The sequence below is a fragment of the Streptomyces sp. MCA2 genome (assembly GCF_023544705.1).
Classification (GTDB): Bacteria; Actinomycetota; Actinomycetes; order Streptomycetales; family Streptomycetaceae; genus Streptomyces; species Streptomyces decoyicus.
Map to the genome: position 1 here is coordinate 158102 of NZ_JAMJFM010000012.1, position 17682 is coordinate 175783.

The 17682-nt window shown below is 70.6% G+C and carries 18 protein-coding genes; 11 read left to right on the top strand and 7 right to left on the bottom strand.

The genetic code is table 11. The features are described from left to right. Positions 1–53: 53 nt before the first annotated feature. Positions 54–1310 (bottom strand): MFS transporter, encoded by a 1257-nt coding sequence (locus tag M8I34_RS12970; protein ID WP_250049609.1) that lies wholly within the window; start codon positions 1308–1310, stop codon positions 54–56. Between the two features lie 67 nt (positions 1311–1377). Here M8I34_RS12970 and M8I34_RS12975 point away from each other — a divergent pair, with 67 nt between their 5' ends. The 4 genes from M8I34_RS12975 (at position 1378) to M8I34_RS12990 (ending at position 4201) form a co-directional block, all read left to right on the top strand. Continuing rightward, positions 1378–2382, top strand: coding sequence for a helix-turn-helix transcriptional regulator (locus M8I34_RS12975; protein ID WP_250049610.1), 1005 nt, complete (start codon positions 1378–1380; stop codon positions 2380–2382). A 169-nt stretch (positions 2383–2551) separates the two neighbouring features. Then, entirely contained in the window at positions 2552–2998 is a 447-nt protein-coding gene (locus M8I34_RS12980) for a helix-turn-helix domain-containing protein (protein WP_250049611.1), read from the top strand. Positions 2999–3031: 33 nt separating this feature from the next. Next, positions 3032–3667 (top strand): hypothetical protein, encoded by a 636-nt coding sequence (locus M8I34_RS12985; RefSeq protein ID WP_250049612.1) that lies wholly within the window; start codon positions 3032–3034, stop codon positions 3665–3667. A gap of 189 nt (positions 3668–3856) precedes the next feature. Continuing rightward, positions 3857–4201 (top strand): DUF2516 family protein, encoded by a 345-nt coding sequence (locus M8I34_RS12990; protein ID WP_030992697.1) that lies wholly within the window; start codon positions 3857–3859, stop codon positions 4199–4201. An 85-nt stretch (positions 4202–4286) separates the two neighbouring features. Here M8I34_RS12990 and M8I34_RS12995 read toward each other — a convergent pair whose 3' ends face one another. Beyond that, on the bottom strand, positions 4287–5681 hold the full coding sequence (locus M8I34_RS12995) for a PP2C family protein-serine/threonine phosphatase (RefSeq protein WP_250049613.1): 1395 nt from the start codon (positions 5679–5681) through the stop codon (positions 4287–4289). Positions 5682–6009: 328 nt separating this feature from the next. Beyond that, the gene (locus M8I34_RS13000; RefSeq protein ID WP_250049614.1) at positions 6010–7089 is read right to left on the bottom strand and encodes an NlpC/P60 family protein; all 1080 of its coding nucleotides are present in this window, start codon (positions 7087–7089) and stop codon (positions 6010–6012) included. Positions 7090–7504: 415 nt separating this feature from the next. Here M8I34_RS13000 and pstS point away from each other — a divergent pair, with 415 nt between their 5' ends. From pstS to pstB, 4 genes are all read left to right on the top strand, one after another. Beyond that, positions 7505–8617 (top strand): phosphate ABC transporter substrate-binding protein PstS, encoded by a 1113-nt coding sequence (gene pstS / locus M8I34_RS13005; RefSeq protein ID WP_250049615.1) that lies wholly within the window; start codon positions 7505–7507, stop codon positions 8615–8617. 133 nt (positions 8618–8750) lie between these two features. Then, positions 8751–9749, top strand: coding sequence for a phosphate ABC transporter permease subunit PstC (gene pstC, locus M8I34_RS13010; RefSeq protein ID WP_250049616.1), 999 nt, complete (start codon positions 8751–8753; stop codon positions 9747–9749). Beyond that, entirely contained in the window at positions 9746–10825 is a 1080-nt protein-coding gene (gene pstA / locus M8I34_RS13015) for a phosphate ABC transporter permease PstA (RefSeq protein ID WP_250049617.1), read from the top strand. Before pstC ends, pstA begins: the two co-directional genes overlap by 4 nt. A 59-nt stretch (positions 10826–10884) precedes the next feature. Next, positions 10885–11661 carry a phosphate ABC transporter ATP-binding protein PstB gene (pstB, locus tag M8I34_RS13020; RefSeq protein ID WP_244419442.1) on the top strand — a complete coding sequence of 259 codons (777 nt, stop codon included), beginning with the start codon at positions 10885–10887 and terminating at the stop codon, positions 11659–11661. 196 nt (positions 11662–11857) lie between these two features. Here pstB and M8I34_RS13025 read toward each other — a convergent pair whose 3' ends face one another. Together M8I34_RS13025 and M8I34_RS13030 are read right to left on the bottom strand one after the other, a co-directional pair. After that, positions 11858–12856 carry an inorganic phosphate transporter gene (locus tag M8I34_RS13025; protein ID WP_244419443.1) on the bottom strand — a complete coding sequence of 333 codons (999 nt, stop codon included), beginning with the start codon at positions 12854–12856 and terminating at the stop codon, positions 11858–11860. Between the two features lie 9 nt (positions 12857–12865). After that, positions 12866–13486: a DUF47 domain-containing protein gene (locus M8I34_RS13030; protein WP_026170326.1), complete on the bottom strand. Its 621-nt coding sequence runs from the start codon at positions 13484–13486 to the stop codon at positions 12866–12868. 194 nt (positions 13487–13680) lie between these two features. On the opposite strand from M8I34_RS13030, the gene M8I34_RS13035 reads away from it, so the two are divergent. Continuing rightward, entirely contained in the window at positions 13681–14097 is a 417-nt protein-coding gene (locus tag M8I34_RS13035) for a metal-sensitive transcriptional regulator (protein ID WP_250049618.1), read from the top strand. Positions 14098–14123: 26 nt separating this feature from the next. Here the strand turns inward: M8I34_RS13035 and M8I34_RS13040 are convergent, their stop codons facing one another. Then, positions 14124–14342 (bottom strand): hypothetical protein, encoded by a 219-nt coding sequence (locus M8I34_RS13040; RefSeq protein ID WP_244420288.1) that lies wholly within the window; start codon positions 14340–14342, stop codon positions 14124–14126. 146 nt (positions 14343–14488) lie between these two features. Further along, complete coding sequence (locus M8I34_RS13045) at positions 14489–15349, bottom strand: hypothetical protein (RefSeq protein ID WP_250049619.1); 861 nt, start codon at positions 15347–15349, stop codon at positions 14489–14491. A gap of 173 nt (positions 15350–15522) precedes the next feature. Here M8I34_RS13045 and M8I34_RS13050 point away from each other — a divergent pair, with 173 nt between their 5' ends. Both M8I34_RS13050 and M8I34_RS13055 read left to right on the top strand, forming a co-directional pair. Next, positions 15523–15714 (top strand): hypothetical protein, encoded by a 192-nt coding sequence (locus M8I34_RS13050; protein WP_250049620.1) that lies wholly within the window; start codon positions 15523–15525, stop codon positions 15712–15714. Positions 15715–15961: 247 nt separating this feature from the next. Further along, positions 15962–17581 (top strand): FAD-binding oxidoreductase, encoded by a 1620-nt coding sequence (locus M8I34_RS13055; RefSeq protein ID WP_250049621.1) that lies wholly within the window; start codon positions 15962–15964, stop codon positions 17579–17581. The last annotated feature ends 101 nt before the right edge of the window (positions 17582–17682 follow it).

Consider the following 17682-nt stretch of genomic DNA (forward strand, 5'->3'; position numbering starts at 1 on the left):
GGCGTACGGCGTACCGGTCGAGGATCACGCGGGGCCCCGGTCGAGGCGGTGGCTCACTGCGCGTCCTCGCGTCGGGCGCCGCGCCGGGGCGTGTCCGTGGCGGCGGGTTGCGGCGGGACGCCCGGACGCGCCTCGGGGGCGGCCGGCCGGCGTTCCTCGTGCCGGCCCAGCGCCGCGAGGGTCAGGGTCACGGTGACCGAGGCGGCCGCCAGCAGTGTCATCGCCGTGGCCGGGGAGGTCAGTTGGGCCACCGTGCCCGCCAGGGCCGCGCCGACGCCCTGAAGGGTGGACATACCGACGAAGTGCAGGCCGAGGGCCTGGCCCGCGAGGTCGTCGGGGGTGAGGGACATCAGGCGTTCCTGGAGGACGAGGCTCGCGCCGTAGCCGACGGAGGCGACGGCGGTGGCCACGGCCGACAGCGCCACTCCCGGCTGGAGGACGAAGAACAGGTACGGCGCCGCCAGCAACAGACGCAGCGGGACCGCCAGACGGGGGCGCCACGCGGGCGGTACCAGGCGGCCCACCGTCACATCGCCCATGAACATGCCCAGCGCCCCGCACGCGAACAGCGTCCCGGCCGCCCCGGGGGCGTAGGAGACGAAGAGCGAATCGCAGCCGACCACCAGGCCGTTGGGGATCCACAGGCCCAGGTACGTCAGACGGCGGGGGCGCGAGGACCACAGGAGGGCGTTGGTGCGCCAGGTCGCGGAGACGGACGGGCGGCCCGAGGAGCGCGGCGGACGGGCCGTGAGCCCCAGGCGGGTGCCGAGGGCCGACAGCACGTACAGCGCCGCCGCCAGGAGCAGGCACGTCCTCGGGGTCAGGAGCGCCAGCAGCGCGCCGCCGGTCGCAAAACCGGCCACCTGCATCAGACCCCAGAGCATGTTGAATACGGAACGGCCCAGGACATAGCCGTTTTTCGGCAGGATTTCGTTCAGCAGTCCCGCGCGCACTCCCCCGCCCAGGGACGCGATCAGGCCCTGCGCCAGTACGACGGCGAAGACCGCCGCGACCGGCAGGCCGGGCAGCGCCAGCACCGCCGTACCGGCCGCGAAGACGAGGGCGAGGCCGGAAAGGATCGCGCGCGGGGGCAGGCGGTCGGCGCCCGAGAGCAGGAACGTGGCTCCCAGCAACTGCGCCAGCTGCGGGCCGAACATGCTCACCGCCGACAGGAGCGGGGAGCCGGTGGCCCGGAAGACCAGCGTGCCGAGGGCCAGGCCGCCGATCGTCTGGGCCGCGGCGTGGGCGGCGAAGGAGAGCAGGAACGGGGTGAACTCCGGGGTGCGGAACAGGGTGCGGTAGCTGCGCATGCGTCGGAGTCTCGGAGCCGCCCGGGGCCGTGTTAACTGTTTCGCCGACACGCGAAAGGTCGTACGCATGGGCTTATGGCAGATCGACACCGACACCCTCGCCCGCAGCCGGTTCGTGCTCTCGCCGTTCGCCGAGACCTTCGCAAGCCTGAAGCTGCTGCACGCGGGGACCGGCGCCCACCCGGGCGAGGCGGCCTGGCTGCGCGCGCACCTGCCCGGCTACCGCGCGCGCCTCGCGGCCGACCCGGTGACCGCGCTGCTCGTGCGGGCGGCGCTCGGCACGTCCTGGATCGCCGACTTCTGCTGCCCCACCTCGTGCGTCGGGGAGAGCTTCGAGGACAGCGTGGCCCGGGTGCGGGCGGCGGGAGCCGGGGAGGCGCGCGCCGACCTCCGCGTGTCCCTGCGGGGCCCGCTCCCCGCCGCCCTGGAGCGGGACGACCTGCCCGAGCGGGCGACCGCACTCCTGACGTACGTCTGGGAACAGACCGTACGGCCGTACTGGGAGCGTCGGCGGCGCGTCCTGGAGGCCGACATGGTCGCGCGGACCGCGCGGGTGAGCCAGGGCGGCTGGGCCGCCGTGCTGGACTCTCTGCGCCCGGGGACGCGGTGGCTCGGGGAGAGCCGCTTCCAGGTCAACCTGAACGCGTACCCGCCACGGGAGATCGCCGCCGGGGCCGAGCTGCTGTTCATGCCGGTGACGCCGAGGGCCGGGTGGGTCTCGTGGGAGGGACGGGAGCGGTACGCCGTCGTCTACCCGTGTCTCGGGGTGCTCGCCGAGGACCACGACCGGCGGCCCGTCCCGGCCGGGCTCGGGGCGCTCCTCGGGACCGCGCGGGCCGGATTGCTGATGCTGCTCGGGACGCCGATGAGCACGACCCAGCTGGTCGCCGTGACCGGGCAGGGGCTGGGGTCGGTGGGCCGGCATCTGCGGGTGCTGCTGGACGCGGGGCTGGTGGAGCGGCAGAGGGCCGGGCGATCGGTGCTGTACGTGCGGACGGCCGCCGGGGAGGTGCTCGTGGAGGCGTCGGGGGCCGGCACCGGCGACCGGGAGCCGGAACCGGGGCTCCACTAGCCGGGTCCGGCCGGTGGCTCCGTCCTTGCTCGGTCACTTCCACGCGGTCACTTCCACTCGGTCACTTCCGGGGGCGGCCGTTCAGCCGCACTCGCCCCACCCACCCGACCAGACCACTCCAGCTAGCACCTTGCTTGCAATAGTTAGCACTTCGAGGCACCATCGACGTATGGCATCACTCAACGTCGGCAATCTCGGCGAGTTCCTGCGGGAGCAGCGGCGCACGGCGCAGCTGAGTCTGCGGCAGCTCGCGGATGCCGCCGGGGTGTCCAACCCGTACCTCAGCCAGATCGAGCGCGGATTGCGCAAGCCGAGCGCGGAGATCCTCCAGCAGCTCGCCAAGGCGCTGCGGATATCCGCGGAGACGCTGTACGTCCAGGCCGGGATTCTGGACGAGCGGAAGGGCCTGGACGGGGTCGAGGTGCAGACCGCGATACTCACCGACCCGGCGCTGAACGAGCGACAGAAGCAGGTTCTGCTACAGATCTACGAGTCCTTCCGCAAGGAGAACGGGCTCGGGAGCGGCGGCAAGGACACCGTTGTGAGCGGACCTGAGGACGGGCGCGGCGCGGACTCCCTTGAGACAGAGGCCGACGGCGGCCCGCACGCCACCTGAGCAACCGATTTCGTTTCCAGGAGGAATAACGTCATGGCCATCAACACCGATGACCTCCGCAAGGCCCTGAGCGACGCGACCCCGCTGTACGCCCTGGCCGGCACCGTCGACCTGGCTGCCGAGAAGCTCGGCGAGGTGCCGCAGTTCGTCGACAAGATCCGGGTCGAGGCGCCCAAGCGCTTCGAGTCCGTGCGCAGCACCGACCCCAAGGACGTCCAGGCACTGGTCACCAAGCAGGCCAAGGACGCCAGGGACAAGCTGACCGAGCTGCTGGGCTCGCTGGACGGCGACCTCAAGAAGGTCCGTGACCAGGCGCAGGAGCTGGCGCTCCAGGGCGTGGGCCGCGCGGCCGAGGCCGTTGTCCGGACCCGTGAGGGCTACGAGGAGCTGGCCGAGCGCGGTCGCGGCGCGGTGGCGACCTGGCGCGGCGAGGCCGCCGACCAGGTCGAGGACCTCGCGGTGGCGATCGAGCCGGAGCCCGCGCCGAAGTCCGCGCCGAAGCCGGCCGTCAAGAGCGCTCCGAAGCCCCAGACGGCGAACGGCGCCAAGGCGGACACCAAGGCCACCCCGTCGACGCAGCCCAAGCCGGCCGCGCCGAAGAAGCCGGTCGCGCAGCGCAAGCCGGCCCCCGCGCCGGCGAAGAAGAGCACCCCGCCGTCCGCCAAGTGAGGGCGCAGGGCACACGCAGCGAGGGTGGCGCGCACGCGCGCACCTCTCGCTGAGGCCCCCATTCCGCGGGCCGGGCCGGGCACACTTCGGGTGCCCGGCCCGTTGTCCGGGTACGGTGGGGCCGCATGGGCGGCATACAGGCCGCCGCGGACCGAGCAGGACACGACCGGCGAACGGGCGGTGTATGGCGTGCTGATTTACGGGTTCCAGAGCATTCTGAGCTGGGTGCAGCTCGCCCTGGGTGTCTATGCCGCCGTGATGCTGATCGATGCGGCCGTGCGCCGCGAGGACGCCTATCGCGCCGCGAGCAAGCAGACCAAGGGCATGTGGCTGATCTTCCTCGCCCTTGCCACGGCGCTGCTGTTCATTCTCCCGATCATGTCGTTCCTGCCGGTCATCGGCGTGATCGCGGTGATCGTGTACACCGTCGACGTACGCCCGGCGCTCCGGGAGGTCACCGGCGGCGGCCGTGGCCCGCGCCGCGGCGGATCCAGCTCGGACGGGCCGTACGGGCCCTACAACGGCGGCCGCTGAGCCCAGCGGGAGGCCCCCGAGAAGACCGGGCCCCCTCGACCGCGGGGCCGCGGCCCGCTGACGGCACCGCGGGGCCGCAGTCCCCTCAGCGACGGTCCAGCAGCAGGACGGCCACGTCGTCCGTCAGCTCGCCGCCGTTCAGGTCGCGCACTTCCCTGACCGAGGCGTCCAGCAGCTCCTCGCCCGTGAGACCGGCGGCCATCTGCCGGCTCACCAGCTCGGTCATGCCCTCCTGGCCGAGGCGCTGATTCCCCTTGCCGATCCGGCCCTCGATCAGGCCGTCGGTGTACATCATCAGGCTCCACGAGCCGCCCAGCTCCACCTGCCGGCGCGGCCAGCGGGCATGCGGCAGCAGGCCGAGCGCCGGGCCGCCGAATTCGTACGGCAGCAGCTGCGGGCGCTCACCGGCCTGGGCCAGCAGCGGTGCGGGGTGGCCGGCCAGGCACAGCCCGGCGCGGCGGCCGTCCGCGGAGATGTCGACGGTGCACAGCGTCGCGAAGATCTCGTCGTCCGCCCGCTCGTGCTCCAGCACTTTCTGGAGGGTGGCCAGCAGCTCGTCGCCGGAGAGCCCGGCGAAGGTCAGCGCGCGCCAGGCGATGCGCAGCTCGACGCCGAGGGCGGCCTCGTCGGGGCCGTGGCCGCAGACATCGCCGATCATCGCGTGGACGGTGCCGTCCGGGGTGCGGACGGTGTCGTAGAAGTCGCCGCCGAGCAGTGCGCGGCTGCGGCCGGGTCGGTAGCAGGCGGCGAACCGCAGATCGGAGCCGTCGAGCAGGGGCGTGGGCAGCAGACCGCGCTCCAGCCGGGCGTTCTCCTGGGCCAGCATCCGCGACTCGGTGAGCTGGCGCTGCGCGAGGTCGGCGCGTTTGCGCTCGACGGCGTAGCGGACCGCGCGGCTGAGCACCGCGCCGTCGAGCTCGTCGCGGAAGAGGTAGTCCTGGGCGCCGACGCGTACGGCATCGGCGGCGCGCTCGGCGTCCGTCTCGTAGGTGAGGACGAGAACGGCGTGCGAGGTGGCCATCCGCAGCACGTCGCGCAGCATGCCCAGCTCGTCGCCGGGGGCGTTGCCGTGGCCCGGGGCGCGTTCCGTGCGGTCGTGGGGCTGCCGCGGGGGCAGGTCGAGCAGGATGCAGTGCACATCGTCGGTGAGCAGCCGCTCGGCCTCGGTGAGGTTGCGGGCGGTCCGCAGGCGTACCTTGCGGCCCGCCCAGTCCCACATGTCGGGGACATGGCTGTTGGGGTCCTCGCCGATGAGGAGCAGGGTCAGGCCCTGCTGGGGCACCCCGCGGTCGGCCGAAAGTCGCTGTTCGGCCGGCTGCTGCGGGTCGGACGCCGGAGAGCCCTGCGAGGCCGGGTGAGCCGTCGCGTCTCCCGCGCCCGGCGCGCCGGCGACCTGCGCGGTATCCGCGCAGGCGTCGTCCACCGGTCCTGCCTGGTGCGGCAGCACGACCGTCCGCTGGTGCGGTACGGGTACGGGCATTGCTCTGCTTCCTTCCCTCCCCCCGAGGGGTGCGGCGGACGCCGACGGCGCACCACCGTGCCCGGCTCCCCGCCGCTCGTCGGTCAAAGGAGCGGAGGCGCACACCGGGCACTGACAGGCGACCATAGCGTCAGTACGGAGGGGGATGGAATGCCCGGCGGCAATCGGCCATCGTCATATGCCGCACCTGATAAGCCATTTGACCTGGGGAGGGATGAATGGGTAATGACGAACATCACCCCGCTTGAGTGCATTCAGCTACGCACCGGCAACCCTCGGACAGCAAACAATCCGGTCATTTATCGTGCGTGTGATCTGCACCATCGCGTCAGCGCTCACCGTCGGGGCGGACGACGCCGAGGATCGGCATCGAGCCGGCGCCGGTGATCGTGACCTGCCGGCCGGGCCGCGGCGCATGCACAATCGCGCCATTACCGAGATACATGCCGACATGGCTGGCATCCGAGAAATAAATGATCAGGTCGCCCGGCCGCATGTCCTTGAGGGCCACCCGGGGCAGCTGCCGCCACTGCTCCTGCGAGGTCCGCGGAATGGTCCGGTCCCCGGCCTGCCACGCCCGCAGGGTCAGCCCGGAGCAGTCGAAGGTGTCAGGACCTTCCGCGCCCCACACATAATCCTTGCCGATCTGCGCGGTGGCGTACGAAATCGCCTTCTTACCGGGGGCCGACGCCTTGTTGCTGATGTCTTTCAGTACGCCGGAGTCCAGCCACTTCTGCTGCTGCTTGAAGGCCAGCTCGTCCTCCAGCTTCTTCAGCCGGTCCTTTTCCTTGTCGGCCAGCCGGGATTCCAGCTTCTTTGCCGCTTCAATCTTTTTCTTGATGTCCCGCTGGGCGCTTTCCTTCTTCTTGCGGTTCGCCTCCAGCTTCTCCCAGCGGTCCGTGGCGGCGTCCGAATACGTCTCCAAGTCGCCCTTGAGACGGGAAAGTTGGCCGATCACCCGCTTGGCGGCGTGCTGCGCCTTGCGCGCCAGGGTGGCGTTGTCGAGAAAGCCCTCCGGAGCGGCATTGAGCATCAGCTTCGCCTCGGCGGGCAGCCCCCCGCCGCGGTACTGGGCACTGGCCAGCGCGCCCGCCTGCCGCTTGAGGGCGGCCAGCCGGTGCTGGGTGGTGTCGATGCTGCGCGCCAGCTTGACGATCTCCTTCTGCTGGAGCTCGACCTGTTCCTCGGCGGCGTTGTAGGCATCGGTGGCCTTCTCCGCCTTGCGGTAGAGGGCATCGATCTTCTTGCGTACGTCGTCGAGACGCCGGGCGTCGGCGTCCGAGGCCGCTGCCACGTCGGCGGCCCGCCCCGTCTCCGCGGACGGATTCTTCGGGTCATCGGCGTAGGCGGCGGTCGCCGTACCGCCCAGCAACCCCGTCACGCACAGGACGACAGCGGTGCACGCCACGAGCCGTCCGCCCCTTGCGCCCCATGCTCCCCGCCCACCCCGTACGTTCCGAACGCCCTGCTGTGCCCCCTGGCTCCCCACCAGCCACCTCCGGTCGTTCCGCACCGATTCGCGTGTCCCTCAGGCGCGGATGCTGCCATACCGGCCGGTAATTCAACAGGGCGACGGGCCGTTTCGCGCAAGCCGGCGAGCGCTCCTCCCCCCGCACCCATCCGATGGCCGAGGTTCACCGTGCGTTCACTCCCCTCCATCGGCCGCTTCACCTGATCTGCCTAATTTCAGCCGTACCGAGTGCGCGCCATGCCCGATGTGCAAGCGCGACACGGCTAGCTGGCATCGCAGACCGCGGTGACCACCGCCACTCACCACCTCGCACGCCGACGCAGCGGCGCGCCCCAGGAAGGAACTTTCGACAGTGAAGCTTCAGCGCAAGAACCGGGTTCGCGCCCTCGCCGTTGGCGCTCTCGCGGTCTCCGGTGCCCTGACCCTGACCGCGTGCGGCTCGGATGACACCTCCGGCGGCGGCGGTGCGGCCGCCAAGACGTCGAACATCAAGTGCGAGGGCAAGGGCAAGCTGCTCGCCTCCGGCTCGTCCGCGCAGAAGAACGCCATGGACGTCTGGGTGCAGGCGTACTCGGGCGCGTGCAAGGACACCGAGATCAACTACCAGCCGACGGGCTCCGGCGCCGGCGTCACCACCTTCCTCCAGGGCCAGACCGCCTTCGCGGGCTCCGACTCCCCCCTCAAGCCCGACGAGGTCACGAAGTCGAAGCAGGTCTGCAAGGGCGGCCAGGCCATCGACCTGCCGATGGTCGGCGGCCCGATCGCGGTCGGCTACAACGTCCCCGGCGTGGACAACCTGGTGCTGGACGCCCCGACCCTGTCGAAGATCTTCAACTCGGAGATCAAGAAGTGGAACGACCCCGCGATCAAGAAGCTGAACCCGGGCGCGAAGCTTCCGGACCTCAAGATCCAGCCGTTCCACCGCTCCGACGACTCGGGCACCACCGACAACTTCACCAAGTACCTCAAGGCCGCCGGTGGCTGGAAGCACGAGCCGGCGAAGAAGTGGGAGGGCGAGGGCGGCCAGGCGGCCTCGGGCTCGGCCGGCGTCTCCTCGCAGGTCAAGCAGACCAGCGGGGCGATCTCCTACTTCGAGCTGTCGTACGCGACGGCCGGCAAGCTCCCGACGGCCAAGCTGGACACCGGCGCCAAGGCCCCGGTCGACGCCACCGTCGACAACGCCTCCAAGGCGATCTCCGAGGCCACGCAGGTCGGCAAGGGCGACGACCTGGCCCTGAAGCTCAACTACACCACCAAGGCCGAGGGCGCCTACCCGATCACCCTGGTGACCAACGAGATCGCCTGCGACAAGGGCAACAAGCCCGCGACGCTGGCCGCCACCAAGTCCTTCCTGACCTACGTCTCCAGCAAGGACGGCCAGAGCGCCCTGAAGGCGCTCGGCTACGCCCCGCTGCCGACCGAGATCGCCGACAAGGTCCGCGCGACCGTCGCCAAGATCTCCTGACCTACCGGGCGGCGGCCCGCATCCCGCCGTACGGCCGAAGGGGCCCCCTCACAAGGGCCCCTTTCGGGCCGCCGCCCGTCCGGTGCACCGCCGCGCCAGGAGTCCCCACCGGGCTCCGCAGACCGGAGAATCCATGAATTCCACTACCTCGACATCCGCCACACCGCTTCCGCCGGAGGACGACGGCCGCTCCGCCGTCTCCGGCAAGGCGGTCCGCCCCGGTGACCGGATCTTCCTCGGGCTCTCCCGGGGCTCCGGTATCGCCGTCCTGGTGATCATGGCCGCCATCGCGGTCTTCCTCACCTACCGCTCCGTGCTCGCCATCTCCGGCGACAAGGCCAACTTCTTCACCACGCTGGACTGGAACGCCAGCGGGCTGGAGCCCAAGTTCGGCATCGCGGTGCTCGCCTTCGGCACCGTCGTCAGCTCGGTGGTCGCGATGGTCATCGCGGTCCCGGTCGCGGTCGGCATCGCGCTGTTCATCTCGCACTACGCGCCGCGCAAGCTGTCCTCGCCGCTCGGCTACGTCATCGACCTGCTCGCCGCGGTGCCCAGCATCATCTACGGCCTGTGGGGCGCGCTCTTCCTCGTCCCGCATCTGACCGGCCTCTACACCTGGCTGGACGACTACCTCGGCTGGACCGGCATCTTCTCCTACGGCGGCGGCGCGGCCCGTTCGCTGTTCACCGTCGGCATCCTGCTCGCGATCATGATCCTGCCGATCGTGACCAGCGTCAGCCGCGAGGTGTTCCTCCAGGTCCCGAAGATGCACGAGGAGGCCGCGCTCGCGCTCGGCGCCACCCGCTGGGAAGTCATCCGGATGTCGGTGCTCCCCTTCGGCCGCTCCGGAGTCATCAGCGCCTCCATGCTGGGCCTGGGCCGCGCGCTCGGCGAGACGATGGCCGTCGCCACGGTCCTCTCGCCCAGCTTCCTCATCAACACCAGCCTGCTGGACCCGGGCGGCGGCACGTTCGCCCAGAACATCGCCAGCAAGTTCAGCGAGGCCGATGAATTCGGCCAGGACGCCCTGATCGCCTCCGGCCTCGTCCTCTTCGTGATCACGCTGCTCGTCAACGGCGCGGCCCGCCTGATCATCGCCCGCCGCAAGGAGTACTCGGGAGCCGCTGCATGAGTATGACGACCGACCGCCCCGCGGTCTCGAACGGCGGCAGCCCGCTTCCGGTCTCCCTCCGGCAGGCCCGGCTCCCCCGCTGGACCCCGCCGGTCCTCGCGCTGGTCGCGGCCGGTGCCGGCTGCGGCATCGGACTGGGCGCCGGCCTGGACAGCACCGTCCAGTGGGGCCTGATCGCCGCCCTGCTCTTCGTCTTCGGTACGTTCGCGCTGGCCGCGGTCGTCGAGGGGGCCCGGCAGGCCAAGGACCGGCTGGCCACCAGCCTGGTCTGGATCTGCTTCCTGATCGCCGTCATCCCGCTGGCCTCCCTCCTGTGGGAGACCGTCGCCCGCGGCACCAAGGTCCTGGACGTCTACTTCCTGTCCCACTCGATGGGCACCACCCCGGACGCACTGCCCGGCGGCGGCATCTACCACGCGATCATCGGCACCCTGGAGCAGGTCGGCCTGGCCACCCTGATCGCCGCGCCGATCGGCCTGCTCACCGCGATCTACCTCGTCGAATACGGACGCGGCCGGCTCGCCCGCGCCGTCACCTTCTTCGTCGACGTCATGACCGGCATCCCGTCGATCGTGGCCGGCCTGTTCATCCTCTCCGTATGGATCCTGATCCTCGGCTTCGGCCCGTCCGGCTTCGCCGGCTCGATGGCCCTGGCGATCCTGATGATGCCGGTCGTCGTCCGCTCCACCGAGGAGATGCTCAAGCTCGTCCCGAACGAGCTGCGCGAGGCGTCCCTGGCCCTCGGCGTGCCCAAGTGGCGCACCATCCTCAAGGTCGTCCTGCCGACGTCGATCGGCGGCATCACCACCGGTGTGATGCTCTCCATCGCCCGTATCACCGGTGAGACGGCGCCCGTGCTGCTCCTGGTGTGGGGCGCGAAGACGATCAACAACAACCCGTTCGAAGATGCCCAGCAGTCACTTCCGCTCTACGTTTTCCAACAGTGGCAGCAGGGTTCCGAGGCCTCCTACGACCGCGCATGGGCCGCGGCGCTGGTCCTCATCGCCTTCGTCATGATCCTCAACCTGGTGGCCCGCGGCATCGCCCGCTGGAAGGCCCCCAAGTCCGGCCGCTGACCAAGCCGCGCCCCATTCGATATGCGGCTCCGCCGCGTGAGAAAGAAGCAGTGATTTCCATGGCCAAGCGAATCGACGTCAGCGGCCTCTCCGCGTACTACGGCAGCCACAAGGCCATCGACGACATCTCGATGACCGTCGAACCGCGCTCCGTGACGGCCTTCATCGGCCCGTCCGGCTGCGGCAAGTCGACCTTCCTGCGCACCCTGAACCGGATGCACGAGGTCACCCCCGGCGGCCGCGTCGAGGGCAAGGTGATGCTGGACGACGAGAACCTCTACGCCTCCGGGGTCGACCCGGTCGCCGTCCGCCGCACCGTCGGCATGGTCTTCCAGCGCCCCAACCCGTTCCCCACGATGTCGATCTTCGACAATGTCGCGGCCGGTCTGCGGCTGAACGGCTCGTACAAGAAGAGCGAGCTCAAGGACGTCGTCGAGAAGTCCCTCAAGGGCGCCAACCTCTGGAACGAGGTCAAGGACCGGCTGAACAAGCCCGGCTCCGGCCTCTCCGGCGGCCAGCAGCAGCGGCTGTGCATCGCCCGCGCGATAGCGGTCGAGCCGCAGGTGCTGCTGATGGACGAGCCGTGCTCGGCGCTCGACCCGATCTCCACCCTCGCCATCGAGGACCTGATCGGCGAGCTCAAGGAGCGCTTCACGATCGTCATCGTGACGCACAACATGCAGCAGGCCGCGCGCGTCTCGGACCGTACGGCCTTCTTCAACCTCGCGGCCGTCGGCCAGCCCGGCAAGCTGATCGAGATCGACGAGACCGAGCGGATCTTCTCCAACCCCTCGGTCCAGGCCACGGAGGACTACATCTCCGGCCGCTTCGGCTGAGCAGCGAGTGCGGCCCGGCCGCTTCGGCCGGGCCGCCCCCACCACGTCCTGCGGTGCTGCATGGCGGTGCCACCGCAAGACGAAGGGCCCGCCCCTCTTCCCGGGGGCGGGCCCATTCCTGTGCTCTGTGGCCGATGGCCGGCGGCCTGTGTTCTGCGGCCGGTGGCCGCGGCCCCGGCCCGTGAGCCGGGATCCGTCAGCCGAACGCCAGCCGGATGAGCCAGAACACCAGCGCCGCGACCAGCGCCGCCGCCGGCATCGTGATGAACCAGCCCATCACGATGTTCTTGGCGACACCCCAGCGCACCGCGCGCGGGCCCTTGGTCGAGCCGACGCCCATGATCGCGGAGGTGATGACATGGGTCGTGGAGATCGGCGCCTGGAACATGAACGACGCGGTGTACATGACCGAGGCGGCCGTGGTCTCCGCGGCGAAGCCCTGCGGCGGGTCCAGCTCGATGATGCGGCGGCCCAGGGTGCGCATGATGCGCCAGCCGCCCGCGTAGGTACCGAGCGAGAGGGTGAGCGCACAGGCCAGCTTGACCCAGATCGGGATGGCGTCGTTCGCATCCTCGACATCGGCGATGACCAGGGCCATCACCACGACACCCATGGTCTTCTGGGCGTCCTGGAGACCGTGTCCGAGCGCCATGCCGGCGGCCGAGACGGTCTGCGCTATGCGGAAGCCGCGCTTGGCCTTGTGCGGGTTGGACTTACGGAACATCCAGAGGATGGCGACCATCACGAGATAGCCGAGCACCAGGCCGATGACCGGCGAGATGAACATCGGCAGGACGACCTTCTCGATCACCCCGCCCCAGATGACCTCGGTGCCACCGGCGAGTGCCGCACCGACCATGCCGCCGAACAGCGCGTGCGAGGACGAGGACGGCAGGCCGAAGTACCAGGTGACGAGGTTCCAGACCACCGCGCCGAGCAGCGCGGCGAAGAGAATGCCCATCCCCTGGTTGCCCTGGGGAGTGGCGATCAGTCCTTCACTGACCGTCTTGGCGACCCCGCTGCCGAGAAACGCACCGGCGAGGTTCATCACGGCGGCCATCGCCAGCGCCGCACGCGGGGTCAGTGCCCGCGTCGAGACCGAGGTGGCGATGGCGTTCGCGGAGTCGTGGAAGCCGTTGGTATAGGTGAAACCGAGCGCGACCACAATGGTCACGACGAGCGCGAAGGTGTCCATGGGCGGCGCTCAGGACTCCTTGACCGCGATGGTCTCGACCGTGTTGGCGACGTGCTCGAACGCGTCCGCCGCCTCTTCCAGGATGTCCACGATCTGCTTGAGCTTGAGGACCTCGATGGCGTCGTACTTGCCGTTGAAGAGGTGCGCGAGCAGCTTGCGGTGGATCTGGTCGGCCTGGTTCTCGAGGCGGTTGACCTCGATCCAGTACTCGGTGAGGTTGGTCATGGTCCGCAGATGCGGCATGGCCTCGGCGGTCAGCTCGGCCGCCCGCGCCAGTACCTCGATCTGCTGGTCGACGCCCTTGGGCAGCTCCTCCACCTTGTAGAGGACGACCAGGTCGACCGCCTCTTCCATGAAGTCCATGATGTCGTCGAGCGACGAGGCGAGGTTGTAGATGTCCTCGCGGTCGAACGGCGTGATGAACGAGGAGTTCAGCTGGTGGAAGATCGCGTGGGTCGCGTCATCACCCGCGTGCTCCGCCGCCCGCATTCGCTCGGCGATCTCTGCACGAGCGGAGGCGTCCGCCCCGAGCAGTTCCATCAGGAGCTTGGAGCCCGTGACGATGTTGTCCGCGGAGGCGGCGAACATGTCGTAGAAGCTCGTCTCCCTGGGGGTCAGACGAAAGCGCACGTGAAATCCTCGGGGTGCATCGGATTCGGTCGAGTTGATGCTAGGCGCATCATCCAGCCACAGCTAACCGGCATTCCTTCAGTGTCGCCCATCGTGCAGCATGCTCTGCACGGGGTACCACGGGTGCCCGCAAAGTTCGGTACCATATACCCACCAGGGGTATATAGATCGCCTAGATACCACGGGAGACGGCCATGACGCCCACGGACGCCGACACCAACGGCAGTGCCGCAGCCGCCGCGGCCTGCCACCCCCAGCAGCCGGACACCGACCCCCGAGGCGAAGCTCAAACCGTGACCGATAACGCAGAGACATCGCCGACATCCGGTACACACGGCTACGCAAAGCAGAAGGACGCACACATCAAGCGACTGCGCCGGATCGAGGGGCAGATCCGCGGACTCCAGCGGATGCTCGAAGAGGATGTCTACTGCATCGACATACTCACGCAGGTCTCGGCCAGCACGAAGGGCCTCCAGTCCTTCGGCCTCCAGCTCCTGGAGGAGCATCTGCGGCACTGCGTCGCCGACGCCGCCGTCAAGGGCCCCGAGGCCATCGACGCCAAGGTCCAGGAGGCCACCAAGGCCATCGAGCGGATGCTGCGCACCTGAAAACCGGCGGGCCCGCCGCCCCCGCGCTAGCCGGGGGTACGCCTCGCGGCTCCGGGCCGCGGGGGCATCCGGTCCGCGCCGCCGCCCTCCCCCTCGACCTCCAGCACCTCGTCGATACGGTCCGGGCTGAGCCGATCCTCGCTCGCGGCCGCGGCCGCGATCATCAACTCACCCGTCAGGTCGATCTCGACGAGGGCTACGCAGTCCTGAACCGTCGTAGGGCGGTGTCCGGCCACGTACAACACCTCCTCCTTCGAGCGCCTTCCCACGCCTTGGGTGGTTACCGCCAGCGTAAAGACGGGCGCACGCTCCGCGCATGGCACGGATGGACCATTTCCGCCATCCGGCACGCGCCCCGGTCACGTGCCCGGCCGCCCCACGGCGTCCGGCCCTACTGAGCGGGCGATGCGATCTTGCCCGCGTAGATGTCCTGCTCGTCCGGCAGCCGCACCGCTACCTTCGTCCCGAAATCGGACAGTTCCGTGGTGGAGATCACCGAGGCCCCCTTCGGCGCACCGTTGGCGAAGCGGAACCACTGGCGCACCTTGCGCAGCCGCCCGTCCTCGTCCAGATACGCCTCGAACGGCACCGCGTCGGTGGTGAACCCCTGCTCCGCGGCGACCAGCGCGGGCCTCGTACGCGGCGACGCCGCCCCGGCCGCCGTCCCGATGTCCGTCGTCCCGCGGTAGTGCCGCACCAGGATGCCGTCCAGCCGCTCCTCGCCCTGATAGGTCACCTCCCGTGCGCCGCGCAGCAGTTCGGCGGCGGCCAGCGGATCGGTCGCACCGCCGGTGACCAGATTCCCGTCGCTCAGTGCCGCGGTGTCCACCCGCACCCACTTGTCGGCGGGCACCCCCGCCCCGCGGTTCTTCATGAACAGCGCACCGGGCGCGAGGATCTCCGTGATCGGCTGACGGCCGCCGCTGGGCCGGCCCGCCGGGTCGGGCAGGACGACCCGCAGCCGCCCGGTGCTCGTGGCGAAGTCGTAGCCGCCGCTGCCGCGGATGGCGACGCGGGTGCCGCCGCTCACCGTCTCCATGGACGTGAGGACCCTGGCGGAGCCGGCCCGCAGCAGGGCGGCGGCGCTGTTGCGGACCTCCGCGGCGGCAGCGGCCCGGCCGGACGGCTCCTGGTCGTCGGCCGCGGCGCCGTCCGGGGAACAGCCCGTCGTCAGCAGCCCGACCGCCAGACCCGTCCCGCACGCCACGGCCACGGCGGCCGCGCCGCCGCCTCGCCTGTCCTGCACCACCATCGCGTACGAGCCCCCTCGGCCGCTGTCTTCGGGAACGGCCTGGGCCGGCCGGTCCGCTCGGGAGGGTCGGGCGTTCCGCCGGCGCCGCACCTGACGTTCCGTCGACCGCTCGGTTCAACGACCGTTAACGGGGCTCGTCACGCACGGGCACCTGGGACGCGTAGCGTGACGGGGTGCCCGACCGAGTCCTCCACGCGATCTCCACCGCCGAAAGCGGTTCCTTCTGCACGGCCCGCTGCTCCTGCGGCTGGCGGGGACCGGCCCGCCGGGCCCGCTCACAGGCGCGTACGGACGCGGAGCGCCATCTGGCCGACGCCGAGGCCGGGCCGGATGCGGACAGCGAGACCGGCCGCCCGCTGGAATGACGGAGTCCGTTCCGGGAACCCCCAACGCCCTTACCGCATCTGGCTAGTGAGGGAAGCAAGCGCACCGTGCCGGTAACGGACGTCAAGGACGGCACCGGACAGCGCTGAGCAATACCGGGCACAGCGGAACATGCGGGCGGCGCGCCGCCACACCCGCCCGGTGCGGCGTTCCCGGCACGTGCCCCGCGACCGGGCCATCGGCCGGCGGGGCAGGACCGTAAAAAAACATCGAGGGGGATTCATCCCAGTGAAGCGGCGCACACTCCTGCAAGCGGGCGGCGGACTGGCGGCGGCCTCGGTGGCCTTGGCCACCGGCTGCGACAACAAGACCGGCAAGGCGGGTGCGGCGTCCTCCACATCCGCCACGGGAGCCGCCACCGGCACCGGCGCGGCACAGACCAATGCGGCGGCCGCTGCCGGGGGCGCCGCCAAGGGCCGGGCCTCCCAGTCTTCCTGGACCGCGCTGGGCAAGAGCCTCGACGGCAAGCTGGTGCGGGCCTCCGACGCCGCCTACGCGACCGCCCGGCGCCTCTACAACACCCGCTACGACACGCTGAAGCCGTCGGCCATCGCCTATGTGAAGCACCCCGCGGACATCGCCGAATGCCTCGCCTTCGCCCGGCGGTACGACACCCCGGTCGCCATCCGCAGCGGCGGCCACTCCTACGCGGGCTGGTCCAGCGGCAACGGCAAGCTCATCGTCGACGTCTCCGCCCTCTCCAAGGTCGGCGCGCCGTCCGGCGGCGTCACCCGCATCGGCGCCGGCGCCAAGCTCATCGACGTCTACGAGGGCCTCGGGGCGCACGGCGTGACGATACCCGGGGGCTCCTGCCCCACCGTCGGCATATCCGGCCTCACCCTCGGCGGCGGCCATGGCGTGGTCTCCCGCGCGTACGGGCTGACCTGCGACAGCCTCGTCGGCGCCACCCTGGTCACCGCGGACGGCAAGACCGTCGACTGCGACAAGAGCCGGCACCCCGACCTGTTCTGGGCGCTGCGCGGAGCCGGCAACGGCAACTTCGGCGTGGTCACCGAACTCCGCTTCCGTACGCATCCGGCGCCGCGCGCGGTGATGGCGTACATGACCTGGCCCTGGGCCAAGGCGGCGAAGGTCGTGGCGTCCTGGCAGAAGTGGGGACCGGTGCAGGCCGACGAGATATGGTCCGCCTGCCATCTCGACGCCCGCCCCGGCAACACCCCGTCCGTCTCCATCGCGGCCTTCTCCCTGGGGAGCCACGGCGACCTGAAGAACGCCATCGACAAGCTCGCCGACCAGGCGGGCGGCCCCGGCCCCGCCACCAGCGTCCACCTCACGCCGACCGGCTACCTGGACGCGATGGAGTCCTACGCGGGCTGCTCCTCCAAGTCCACCGCGCAGTGCCATATGCCGGGTTCGCTGCCCGGCCAGACCGGCGCCGGAAAGCTGGGCCGCGAGACCTACGCCGCCCGCTCGCACTTCTTCGACCGCTCGCTGTCCACGGCCGGCATCCGCACCCTGATGGACCAGATCGAGGCGGGCGGCCGCAAGGGCGTCAGCGGGAACGTGGCGCTGACGGCGCTGGGCGGCGCGATCAACCGTGTCGGGCGCACGGACACCGCCTTCGTCCACCGCGGCTCGAAGTTCCTCGCCCAATACCTGACGTCCTGGCCGGCGAACGGCTCGCCCGGCACGCGCACAGCGTGGCTGAATTCCTTCCATGACGCGATGCGTCGCCACTCCTCGGGCGCCGCCTACCAGAACTACACCGACCCCGGCCTGGCCGACTGGAAGTCCGCCTACTACGGCGCCGCCGCAACCCGTCTCGCCCAGGTCAAGCGGACCTACGACCCGCAGCGGCTGTTCAGCACCTTCCCGCAGGCGCTCTGAGCCGCGGACACACGGACGGCCCGGCCCCCGCATGGGGTCCGGGCCGTCCGCATCCGCCAGGTCGTCAGTCCCGGGGGCCGCCGCGCCGGTTCATCCGGCCG